The following is an 11,637-nucleotide window of genomic DNA, read 5'->3' on the forward strand; positions in this document are numbered from 1 at the left end:
AATGCCCACTTACAGTGAAAAGGTGATGGACCATTTTAAGAACCCCAGGAATGTAGGCGAGATAAAAGATCCTGACGGCGTTGGGCATGTCGGCAACCCTGTCTGCGGGGACATAATGGAGCTCTATATTAAGGTAAAAGATAAAATAATAACGGATGTTAAGTTCAAGACGTTCGGCTGCGGCGCGGCAATAGCCACTTCTTCGATGATAACCGAGCTTGTTAAGGGCAAAAATATCGATGAAGCTCTTAAAATATCAAACCGCGCTGTCGTCGAAGCGTTGGGCGGCCTTCCTCCGGTAAAGCTTCACTGTTCTGTGCTCGCGGAGGACGCCTTGAAATCCGCGATAGACGATTATCTGAAGAAAACTACAGGAAAAGGTCTGGAAGGATTCAAACCTCACGATGACCAACCGCCGCAGTAAAAAAGTCCTTGCCGCGATGAGCGGCGGTGTCGACAGCTCCGTTGCTGCCGCGCTTTTAAAACAAAAAGGATATGATGTCGTCGGCATTACGCTGGATATCTGGCCTTCAAGGCCCGGCCGGTTCGCCGGCTGCTGCAGCGCAAGTGCTGTCGATGATGCGAAAAGTGTCGCGGACAAGCTCGGTATCCCGCACTACGTGCTAAATTTTCGGGATGTTTTCAAAGAATTTGTGATCGATGATTTTATTTCGCAATACTCATCCGGAAAGACCCCCAATCCCTGTGTCAGGTGCAATCAATATATCAAATTTGACCGTCTTATAAAAAAAGCTGACGAGCTCGGGGCGGAATTCGTGGCGACCGGCCATTACGCGATGATAAAAAATGTCAAAAAAAGATGGCAGCTGCAAAGATCTCCCGACAAGCTCAAAGATCAATCTTATTTTCTCTACCCTATCAGCCAAAGCGCTATGCCGAGAATTTTATTCCCTGTCGGCAGTATCACAAAGACGAGGACAAGGCAGATAGCAAGGGCACTCGGTCTGAAGGTTGCCGATAAAAAGGATAGCCAGGAGATCTGCTTCGTTGAAGACAATAATTACGGGCGGTTCCTTTCCGAAAATATCGAAGGTATATCAAAGCCCGGCCCTATTTTTGATACCGACGGGAACCGTGTCGGGATGCACAGGGGAATAGCTTTTTATACGATCGGCCAGAGAAGAGGCATCGGACTTCCGTTCGGGAAGCCTTTTTACGTTGTCAGCATCGATAAAGACAGCAATTCGATCGTTGTCGGCGATGAAAAGGCTACTTTCGGAAAAGAACTCTTCGCTGATAACCTCGTCTGGACATCCATAGATGCCCCGGCAAAGCCTTTCAACGCAAATGCAAAGATCCGGTATGCTTCTGAAGAATCGCCCGCTACGGTCATCCCGGCCGCTGATGGCAAGGTCCTGGTCAAGTTCAAGAGACCTGTAAAATCGATAACGCCGGGGCAGTCGGTCGTGTTCTATAATAAAAATATTGTTTTGGGGGGTGGGATAATTTGCAGCAAGAGTTGACATCAAAGATTGCCGAATTAAAAAAACAAAAGAACGCTGTTATCCTCGCGCATAATTACCAGCTGCCTGAAGTACAGGATGTCGCTGACTTTGTAGGGGATTCGCTCGGCCTTAGCATGGAAGCATCAAAGACAAATGCCGATATAATAATTTTTTGCGGCGTGCATTTCATGGCGGAGACGGCGAAAATCTTAAATCCCAAGAAAAAGGTTTTGATGCCGGATCTGAAGGCCGGCTGCCCTATGGCAAATATGATAACTGCGGATCAGCTTGTCGGATTAAGAAAAAAACACCCGGCCGCAAAGGTCGTATGTTATATCAACACTACTGCTACGGTAAAAGCTCATTGTGATATCTGCTGTACTTCCGGCAACGTGCTTAAAGTTGTCGGTTCATTAAGGGATGGGGAGATCATCTTTATTCCGGACCAATACCTGGGCAGCTGGGTATCAAAGCGGCTAAATAAGCAGATGGTCCTCTGGCCCGGGTTTTGCAATATCCACGTGAAGATACTTCCGGAACATATAACCGCGAAGAAAAGGCTTTACCCGAACGCACTCGTAATGGTCCACCCGGAATGCACGCCTGCCGTCATTGACCTCGCTGATAAAGTGGCCAGCACTTCCGGGATGATAGATTTTCCCCGGACCTCTCCCGCAAAAGAGTTTATCGTGGGAACGGAGACCGGGATTATCCACCGGCTGAACAAAAAATATCCCGACAGGAAATTTTATCCCGCTTATGAAGGGGCCATTTGCCCCAACATGAAACTGACAACGCTTGAAAAAGTCATGTGGTGCCTCGAGGAAGAGGAAGATGAGGTCTTTGTTTTGGCTGATATCGCAGAAAAAGCCGGGGCCTGCATCGGCAGAATGTTGGACTTATAATTCGTTTTTATCTTTTACCGCTCCTGCAGCAATGACGGCTTTATTCAGGTGTTTATCTCTCCATATCAAGGCTGCCGAAAGCGCCGCCTGCATAAGTGCCGCTGCCAATAAATTCGTGAAGCAATCTATCAAAGAAGCGGTCCTGCCGCGCACAAGGGCCTGATGAAGTTCGTCCGTCAGGCCGTATATATATGTTAGAAAGACGCAGTACACTACCTGCCAGTTATAGGGGATTTTACACGACATCCTTACTGCAAAGAATATGAGGGCGTAAAGGGCCGAATATTCTATTATATGCACCAGTTTGATATGAACGAGCATGGGCGCGTGTTTTGCCGGCTCGGGGGGCGCGCCCGAAGATAAATAAAATATCATCGCCATATATAAAAGCGCGGGGATCCAGTAGATCGTTTTTTTCATGTCTTGCCGCCGGTCAGGGGCTTACGTCTTTTCTGGTTAGCGGCTTGTCGATTATCAGGCCCTCACTGCCAAGCGATATCTCACGTTTTCCGTTTATAATTATCTGGACCTGCTTTATCCCCTGCAGCGCTGTCAGCGTGTAAACTATCTGGGCGAGGCTTCCATACACTTTTGAAGTCCCTCCTCCGTACATTTCCAGCTCTTTTGTAAAATCGACGTTGACTATATTGCCCTTTTTATATGCCACCCTGACCTTCGTCCCTTCCGGTATTTGAGAATACAGCCCTTTTGCTTTTTCTTCCGAAGTCGGGCCCTGGAGCAGCTGCTCGATCGCAAAATAATAAAGGTCGGCTTTTTGGGCCGGGGTCCTTTTTTCGTAACCTTAACTTGCTTTCCCTGCTGCCCGATGTTCTGCGTAAAGACTATGGCCGCTACCGCGACTACCGCGAGTATTAAAACCGCCCATAACAGCTTTCTCATCGAAACCGCCTCCTTTTTGTCATAAATGGCTTAATTCTTCTTGTTTTTCCCTTTTTTTTCTTTCTTGGGGGGTTCGCTTTCCTCTGCTTTTTGTTCTTCTTTGGCCGGGGATTCATTTTCTTCCCTTGGAACTATTACGATATCAACAACCTTGTCTCCTTCGTCCATCCTCTGGACCCGTACTCCGCTTGCCGCCCTGCCCTGAGAAGATATCGCGTCCGTTTTCTGCCTGCTCATGGTGCCGTTCTTTGTCGTTATGAGTATCTCGTCACCGGGAAGCACTATAAGAAGCTTTGAAACTTTGTCGCCTTTCCTGAGCTTCATGAGCCGTATGCCCTTACCGCCGCGGTGCTGTACTCTGAAATGTTTTTCGAGCGTTCTTTTCCCGTATCCGCTTTCTGTTATTCCGAGAAGGCTTGAGCCTTCTTCAATCACTCCCATCGAGATCACCTTGTCTCCTTTGCTTAAGTTTATCCCCCTTACGCCGCCGGCTGCCCGGCCCATGTCCCTCACGTCCTTTTCTTTGAACCTTATGGCTTTGCCTTCTACCGTGACGAGCATTATTTCTCTTGATCCGTCCGTCTCTCTTACCCAGTTGAGTTCGTCTCCGTCTTTAATGCCTATCGCTATTATCCCGCTCCTTCTGATGTTCGCAAAATCTTCGAGTGGTGTTTTCTTGATGACCCCGTTCTTGGTTGCCATCATCAGGAATGATTTTTGCTCGAAATCCTTTACGGGAAGTGCCGATGTGACCACTTCTTTCTCCGCGAGCTGAAGAAAATTGGCGATAGACTGGCCCTTTCCGACCCTGCTTGTTTCCGGTATTTCGTAAGCTTTGATCTTATAGACCTTCCCTAAATTTGTGAAGAACAGTATAAAGCTTTTTGAGGAGGCTATGATCAGTTTTTCTATCTGGTCCTCCTCTCTCGTGTTCATCCCCGAGATCCCGCGCCCGCCCCTGTGCTGTGATTTAAAGGTCGTGACCGGCATCCTCTTTATGAACCCGTCCTTGGTGATCGGGATCACGACATCCGTATCCGCGATAAGGTCTTCGATGTCGATATCTTCCGCTCCGGCTCCGATATGCGTACGTCTGTCATCCCCGTATTTTTCGTTGATCTCCCCGAGTTCTTTTTTTATGATGTCCATTATTTTCTGTTTACTCGCCAATATCGCTTTGAGTTCGGCAATAAGTTTTAATACTGCCTTGTATTCTTCCTGGATCTTCGTCCTCTCCAGCTGGGTCAGTTTTTGCAGGCGCATGTCAAGGATGGCCTGGGCCTGTATCAGAGACAGACCAAAGCTTTTTATCAGCCCCTGCCTTGCCTCTTCAACGTTCTTTGAAGCTCTGATCAGCTTGATCGCCTTGTCCAGGTTGTCAAGGCAAATTATCAGACCTTCCAGTATGTGCGCTTCCGTTTCCGCCTTTTTCAGGTCGAATTTTGCCCTTCTGGTGACAACTTCGTCCCTGTGCTTTATATACTCGGAAAGCATGTCTTTTAATGTAAGAAGCCTCGGTTCTCCGTCCACCAGTGCGACGGAGTTGATCCCGAAAGTTGTCTGCATGTTGGTATGCTTATACAGCTGGTTGAGAACGATTTCTTTGTTCGTGTCTCTCTTCAACTCTATATAGACCCTGGTACCGCTCCGGTCGGATTCGTCCCTTAGGTCCGATATTCCCTGCAATTTCTTTTCTTTTACAAGAAAAGCTATCTGCTCTACCAGGTTCGCTTTGTTGACCTGATAAGGAAGTTCGTTAATAATGATCGCCTCTTTCCCGCTCTTCAGCTCTTCAAAGATCACCTTCGCCCTTATAGTAAGGATCCCTCTTCCGGTCGTATAGCCGTCCTTTATCCCCTGTCTTCCGCAGATTATCGCGCCTGTCGGGAAGTCGGGGCCTTTGATGATCTTCATCAAGTCTTCGTTCGTGGCCTCCGGATTGTCGATCAGTTCTACCGCTCCGTTTATGACCTCGGTCAGGTTGTGAGGGGGTATGTTTGTGGCCATGCCGACTGCGATCCCTGAAGATCCGTTCACCAAAAGGTTTGGAAATTTTGAAGGGAGGACTTTCGGCTCTTCCAGGGATTCATCAAAGTTGGGCATGAAGTCGACTGTTTCTTTTTCGAGGTCGGCCAGCATTTCTTCCGCCATCGCCGAAAGACGCGTTTCGGTATATCGCATCGCCGCTGCGCTGTCCCCGTCGACGGAACCGAAATTCCCCTGGCCGTCTACCAGCATGTACCTTAGAGAAAAGTCTTGCGCCATCCTGACCATCGCATCGTATACCGCCATGTCTCCGTGCGGGTGGTATTTACCAAGGACTTCTCCGACAAGTCTGGCGGATTTTTTATGCGGCTTGTTGTGCGCAAGGCCCAGCCCGTCCATAGCGTACAGGATCCTGCGGTGGACCGGTTTTAAGCCGTCGCGGACATCCGGCAGCGCGCGCCCCACAATAACGCTCATCGCGTAATCTATGTATGACGAGCGCATTTCGTCTTCTATATTTATTTTATCCGGTCTGGCTTTTGGCGGGCCGTCATCCCCTGCCGGCGGCAAAGGATCGTTCCCGTCGCTGCCGCCCCCTTCTGTTTTCGTTTTCTCCTGTTTTTTCTTTTTCTCGGGGTTTGTTTTTGCCGCGCTTTTGGAGGGGCCTTTTTTTGTTTCCTTTTTAAGTTGCTCTTCCTGTCTTTTGTCCGCGATCTTTTTATCTATCTCGCCATCAACTTTGGCCATGAGCTCTTTCGAAAATTTTTCCTCCGGCTTATCCGGGCCCTTTGTAAAATCTATTTCCTGTAAAAACTCCTCGTCTCCCAATGTCGTTCCCCTTTCTGTTTGACTGTCGTACGGGCCCCGATCTGATCGGGGCCCCTCCATTTATATGTCCAGCCAGCGCACCTTCTTGGCAAACTGCACAATAAAATCTTTTCTGGGCCCTACTTCGGATCCCATCAGCATCGTAAATATTTCGTCCGCCGTTTCTCCGTCCTCTATGTCCACCTTAAGCATCGTTCTTTTGTCGGGATTCATGGTTGTCTCCCATAACTGTTCAGGGTTCATTTCTCCCAGCCCTTTATATCTTTGGATCGAAACGCCCTCTTTCCCCGACTTTTTCAGCGTAGTTTCCATTTCTTTTTCGGAATAGATCCATGTTTGGGCCTTGCCTTTTTTTAACAGATACAGCGGCGGCTGGGCAATGAACAGGTTCCCGTTCTCGATTATCAGCCTGGCGTACCGGAAAAAGAACGTCAGAAGCAGTGTTCTGATGTGGGCTCCGTCGACGTCCGCGTCTGTCATTATTATTACTTTGTGGTATTGGAGTTTTTTCAGAAATTCTTCATGGGACAATTCCTCTTCTTTTTCTTCGCCCCCGTTACATCCGCCCCGTAACCCTGTTATGACCCCGCTTCCTATAGCTGTGATCATTGTCCGTATCTCGTCGTTATTCAGTATTTTGTCTAGTCTCGCTTTTTCGACGTTCAGGATCTTTCCTTTCAACGGCAGTATCGCCTGGAACATCCTGTCGCGGCCCTGTTTGGCGGACCCTCCCGCGGAATCGCCCTCTACAAGGAATAATTCGCATTTTGCGGGGTCTCTTTCCGTGCAGTCCGCCAGTTTGCCCGGCAGTGTCGCCGTATCGAGCGCGCTTTTTTTTCTCTCCAGTTCCTGAGCTTTTCTCGCGGCCGCCCTCACGCGCATGGCTATCAGGGATTTGTCCGTTATGGCCCTTCCTGCCGCCGGATTTTTTTCAAGATAATTCGTTATCCCCTCATCTACGAGCGAATCCACGATGCCTTTTATCTCGCTGTTGCCGAGCTTCGTCTTTGTCTGGCCTTCAAATTGGGGGTTTGGGACGCGGAGGCTGATGACGCACGAAAGCCCTTCTCTCACGTCATCCCCGGAAAGGCTTTCGTTGTCGGATTTGATCAGTCCGTATCTTTTTGCAAAGTTGTTGACGGCCCTTGTTATTGCTGTTTTGAATCCGATAACATGAGTGCCGCCTTCTTTTGTTTTTATGCAGTTTACAAAAGAAAAGACGTTCTCGTCATAATAATCCTTGCAGTGCTGGAGCGCCACTTCGACGACGATATTATCCTTTTCCCCCGAAACATAGATCGCCGGTTTATAAAGCGGGTCTTTGCCTTCGATTATATGCTTTACGTACTCCGCGATGCCTCCGTCATATTTGTATGTTTCTTCTTTCCCCTTCCCTCTTTCTTCGGTGAACTTTATTTTCAGCCCTTTGTTCAGATATGCCATCTCTTTCAGCCTGTGCGCCACGGTCTCGTAATCATAATCCGTTTCTTCGAATATCTCCTTGTCCGCGAGGAACGTCACCTTTGTCCCCGTTATTTCTTCCGCCGCCTTGTCTTTGGTTCTTTTCGGAAGAAAAGCCTCGCCTCTTTCAAATTTCTGCTCGTATACCTCGCCGTCCCGCCTTATTTCTACCTTCATCCACTCCGAGAGGGCGTTCACGACCGAAACGCCGACACCGTGAAGGCCTCCGGACACTTTATAGCTCCCCGCGCCGAACTTGCCGCCGGCATGCAGTGTTGTCAGGACCACTTCGGCGGCCGGTTTTTTTGTTTCTTTATGGATATCTATCGGGATCCCTCTCCCGTTATCCTGCACCGTGACTGAACAGTCCTTGTGTATCGTCACTTTAACGTCGTCGCAAAAACCTGCCAGAGCTTCATCCACGCTGTTGTCAACGACCTCGTATATTAGATGGTGAAGCCCGGACTTCGATGTCGAGCCTATATACATGCTCGGCCTTTTTCTGACCGCTTCTATGCCTCCCAGTATTTTTATTTTAGAAGCGTTATAATCGCTCTTTTTCGCCATTTATTTAGTTCCTCTCCTTTTCTTTTTTACAGCCTATCCTCACTTTTATGTCCTTTACGACCGTTTCGCCGAGTTCATCGTTGATCTTTTTGATGCTCCCGTTTTTATGAAAGACGATTTCCTGGCTTAATGACGGATTTTCCGTTACTATGAACAGAACCCCTTTTGAAATTCTTTCCGCCCAGCTTTTCCCGCTCGCGTCTATATTTTTGTCCCAGACATCTAGAGCCCCGTAGCTTTTCAGTTTCCGGTCCAGGGCCGGGTTTTTTTTGACCAGCCCTGCCAGCGCTTCTTTCGCCGTCTCTATCATGCCGGCGTATCCGTTGTCCTTATCGGCATTATTATATAGATATAATTTTCGTCTCCCTCGGGCCTTATGATGCCCGGGCTGATCGGTCCGGCAAATTCCAGCGTCACTTTCTCGCTGTCGATCACTTTTAATGCGTCCGTTATAAGCCTTACATTGAAGGCCACGTGTGATTTGGCCTCGCCTTTTAAGTCCACATCCACTACCTCGTCGACACTTCCCACGTCCGGCGAGTTCGCTATTATATGCAATTTCCCTTGTTCGATCCTGAGCTTCACGATATTCGAGCTGCTTCCCGCTATAACCGCCGCCCTTTCGGTCGCCTCAAGAAGTGCCCTTGTTTCGGTTGTCAGCTTGACCTCGCTCGATTTAGGCAATACCTGCTTGTAATCCGGGAACTGCCCCTGTATCAGGCGGGAAACAAGATAGACATCTTTGAATTTGAATGCTATCTGTTCATTGGATATGCTTATCTTTAATTCTTCGTCGTTCCTGTTCTGGATTATCCTGCAAACTTCCAGCAAAGCTTTTGCCGGCACGATCACGCTCGACACTGCGAGGACCGTGCCTGTATTTGCCCCCCTTTTCGCGAGACGGAACCCGTCCGTCGCTACCATCCTTATATTGCTGTCGTCCTTTTCCTGGGGGTTTTTGCCCGTCTCTAAAAGCACCCCGTTCAGAATATACTTATCTTCGCTGGTGGACACGGAAAAGGCCGTTTGTTTGACCATATCGGTAAATGTCTTTGGTGATACAGTTATTGTCTTCGCGTCTTTTATTCTTGGCAATAAGGGGAATTCTTCGGCCGACATCCCGTTTATCGTTGATGTCGATTGTTTGTAGGATATTTTTACGGCGCCTTTGTCTGTTTTTTTAATATTTATGTTTGTCGCCGGCAGTTTTGCCACGATACCTGCCAGTGTCTTTGCCGGAATAAGTACGGATCCGTCCTCTTTTATCGACGCGGGTATTGTTACCTCAAGTCCCATCTCAAGGTTGTTGGCCGACAGTTTTATCCCGTCCTTTTTTGTTTCAAAAAGAACGTTCCCTATTATCGGCAGAGTGCTTCTTGTGGCAACAATGCGCTCGACGGCCTGCATTCCTCCAAAAAGATCGTCTTTTACACAGAGAACATCCATGATTATCTCCTTCTTTCTATTTATTAAATAAGACAGTATTAGTTATAGTCGCTGTGCATTTGTTGATAACTTTTTTATTTAAATAACAAAAGCAAAAAACACAATCGCAGCCAACAACAAACTGTTGACGCGCACAGGACAAACTATGGACAACTATTAATATTTTTTCTCACCCCCCTTTTCAACAGGTTCCCAACACTTTACTGACAAAGAGACTTGACCAGCTGAGTTATAGTATTTACCGCACCCGCGATATCCTTGTCGTCTTTAATACAGGCGCGTATTTTTTCTATCGCATGCATGACCGTAGTATGGTCCCTTCCGCCGAAAGAACTGCCGATCTTGGGAAGAGAAGCGCTGGTGAGCTCCCTTGACAGGAACATGGCTATCTGACGTGCGGTAGCGATCTCCCTTGTGCGGGTTTTTGCGGACATATCGTCGATCTTCAGGCTATAATAGTCCGCCGTAGCTTTTTTGATCATTTCTATGGTTACCGGCGGCTTGCTTTTCGCAGGAGAAAAGATGTCTTTCAGAAACTCTTCCGCGTTCGAAGAAGTGATGTCCCGGCTTTCTATGGCGCTATGCGCGATCAGCCTGATAAGCGCCCCCTCGAGCTCCCTGATATTAGCCGTTATTTTTGTCGCGATAAGCGTAAGGACATCATCCGGCACGGAGATCTCTTCCAATTCGGCCTTTTTCTTCAGGATCGCAACGCGCGTCTCAAAATCAGGCTGCTGAATATCGGCGATCAGCCCCCACTCAAACCGGTTCCTTAACCTTTCCTCTACGTCTTCGATCTCCTTTGGAGGCCGGTCGTTGCTGATAATTATCTGTTTATTGGCTTCATAAAGTGCGTTGAATGTGTGAAAGAATTCCTCCTGGGTCCGTTCTTTTCCTTTTATGAACTGAATGTCATCAATCATAAGCACGTCCACGCCGCGGTATTTGTTACGAAAAGCATTCATCCTGTCGTACCTGATGGAATCTATGACCTCGTTTGTGAATTTTTCGGATGTAAGATAGGCGACCTTGGCCTTGGGATTGGTCTTTAGTATATGAAAACCTACGGCCTGCATCAAATGGGTCTTTCCCAGCCCTACCCCGCCGTATAAGAACAAAGGATTATATGCTTTGCCGGGCGACTCGGAAACGGCAAGTGTCGCCGCATGGGCAAACCTGTTGCCGTGGCCGACAACAAAATTGTCGAAAGTATACCTCGGATTAAGGAAAGGCGCGGTGATGACCGCGGACTTTAAAGATGCCGGGTTTTTTTCTTTCTCGTCGTCCATGTCCGAAAGATCATCTCTGGGTATGACCACAAATTTGATCGCCCTTACATTGCCGCCCCCGGATTCATTTATCGACAGCAGGATCGAAGAATCGCATTTTTTTTCGATCAGCCAGTCCTGAGAAAAGACATTAGGGACGGCAAGAAGAAGGATCCCGTCTTCTATGGCGATAGGCCTTGTAGATGAGATAATGGTTTCGTAGATGGGCTTACTTAATCGCTTGATCAAAGCAGCCGACGCCCTTGACCAGAGATCTTTCAAAGCCGTTTCAGTAGTCATAATTTATTACAAATTATCCACAGACAGCATCTCATTAATAATCATTTAATGCTACCTCTTTGATATAAAACATCATCAAATTTACCCTTTAATATGAACAAAAACCAAAGTTATCAACAACCATATCCACAGGCAGCAAAAAGTTGTGGAAAACCAGAAAACGACTAGCATTAATATTTACTGAAACAATCATATTCTTTCAAAGATATTATAACACACAAAACCGCCGTTTGCTTGACATAAAACAGATGAATATGTATAATAAAAACACAGGGGAATATGGTAAAAAGAACTTTTAAACCGAGCAACATCCACAGAAAAAGAGTGCACGGATTCATGTCAAAAAACTCCAGCATGGCCGGAAGAAAGGTCTTGTCAAGAAGGCGCAAAAAGGGAAGAAGCCGGCTTGCCCCTTGAAAAATGATCGTTCACGCTCAAAAGCATCCCCGGGCATGAATACAAAAGACAGAAAGTTCTTCGGAGACATTGCGACCGTTAAACTGCTGAACC

At 47.7% G+C, this 11,637-nt stretch carries 10 protein-coding genes and 1 pseudogene; 4 read left to right on the forward strand and 7 right to left on the reverse strand.

Features of this window, described 5'->3' with window-relative positions; genetic code table 11:
* Position 1 precedes the first annotated feature (1 nt).
* The 3 genes from nifU to nadA are packed head-to-tail and all read left to right on the forward strand — an operon-like array spanning position 2 to position 2,371.
* Complete coding sequence (gene nifU / locus NTZ10_05855; protein ID MCX5749749.1) at positions 2–424, forward strand: Fe-S cluster assembly scaffold protein NifU; 423 nt, start codon at positions 2–4, stop codon at positions 422–424.
* Positions 405–1,484, forward strand: coding sequence for a tRNA 2-thiouridine(34) synthase MnmA (gene mnmA, locus NTZ10_05860; protein MCX5749750.1), 1,080 nt, complete (start codon positions 405–407; stop codon positions 1,482–1,484). The genes nifU and mnmA overlap by 20 nt, the downstream gene beginning before the upstream one ends.
* Positions 1,481–2,371, forward strand: a complete 891-nt coding sequence (gene nadA, locus NTZ10_05865; GenBank protein MCX5749751.1) for a quinolinate synthase NadA — start codon at positions 1,481–1,483, stop codon at positions 2,369–2,371. The genes mnmA and nadA overlap by 4 nt, the downstream gene beginning before the upstream one ends.
* On the opposite strand, the gene NTZ10_05870 is transcribed toward nadA, so the two are convergent.
* The 7 genes and pseudogenes from NTZ10_05870 to dnaA all read right to left on the reverse strand — a co-directional run bounded on the left by NTZ10_05870 (position 2,366) and on the right by dnaA (position 11,127).
* Positions 2,366–2,791, reverse strand: coding sequence for a VanZ family protein (locus NTZ10_05870; protein ID MCX5749752.1), 426 nt, complete (start codon positions 2,789–2,791; stop codon positions 2,366–2,368). The two genes, nadA and NTZ10_05870, sit on opposite strands and share 6 nt — an antisense overlap.
* A 13-nt stretch (positions 2,792–2,804) precedes the next feature.
* Positions 2,805–3,134: pseudogene (locus NTZ10_05875) on the reverse strand (GerMN domain-containing protein).
* Positions 3,135–3,301: 167 nt separating this feature from the next.
* Positions 3,302–6,085 carry a DNA gyrase subunit A gene (gyrA, locus tag NTZ10_05880; GenBank protein MCX5749753.1) on the reverse strand — a complete coding sequence of 928 codons (2,784 nt, stop codon included), beginning with the start codon at positions 6,083–6,085 and terminating at the stop codon, positions 3,302–3,304.
* A 60-nt stretch (positions 6,086–6,145) separates the two neighbouring features.
* Positions 6,146–8,113 carry a DNA topoisomerase (ATP-hydrolyzing) subunit B gene (gene gyrB / locus NTZ10_05885; protein ID MCX5749754.1) on the reverse strand — a complete coding sequence of 656 codons (1,968 nt, stop codon included), beginning with the start codon at positions 8,111–8,113 and terminating at the stop codon, positions 6,146–6,148.
* A gap of 4 nt (positions 8,114–8,117) precedes the next feature.
* Positions 8,118–8,423: a DciA family protein gene (locus tag NTZ10_05890; protein MCX5749755.1), complete on the reverse strand. Its 306-nt coding sequence runs from the start codon at positions 8,421–8,423 to the stop codon at positions 8,118–8,120.
* Positions 8,420–9,559, reverse strand: coding sequence for a DNA polymerase III subunit beta (gene dnaN, locus NTZ10_05895; GenBank protein ID MCX5749756.1), 1,140 nt, complete (start codon positions 9,557–9,559; stop codon positions 8,420–8,422). The genes NTZ10_05890 and dnaN overlap by 4 nt, the downstream gene beginning before the upstream one ends.
* Before the next feature lie 200 nt (positions 9,560–9,759).
* Entirely contained in the window at positions 9,760–11,127 is a 1,368-nt protein-coding gene (dnaA, locus tag NTZ10_05900; GenBank protein MCX5749757.1) for a chromosomal replication initiator protein DnaA, read from the reverse strand.
* Between the two features lie 279 nt (positions 11,128–11,406).
* Between dnaA and rpmH the strand changes: the two genes are divergently transcribed.
* Complete coding sequence (gene rpmH / locus NTZ10_05905; protein ID MCX5749758.1) at positions 11,407–11,544, forward strand: 50S ribosomal protein L34; 138 nt, start codon at positions 11,407–11,409, stop codon at positions 11,542–11,544.
* Positions 11,545–11,637 lie beyond the last annotated feature (93 nt).

Source organism: Candidatus Saganbacteria bacterium, from assembly GCA_026387835.1.
Lineage (GTDB): Bacteria > Margulisbacteria > WOR-1 > JAKLHX01 > JAKLHX01 > JAPLKZ01.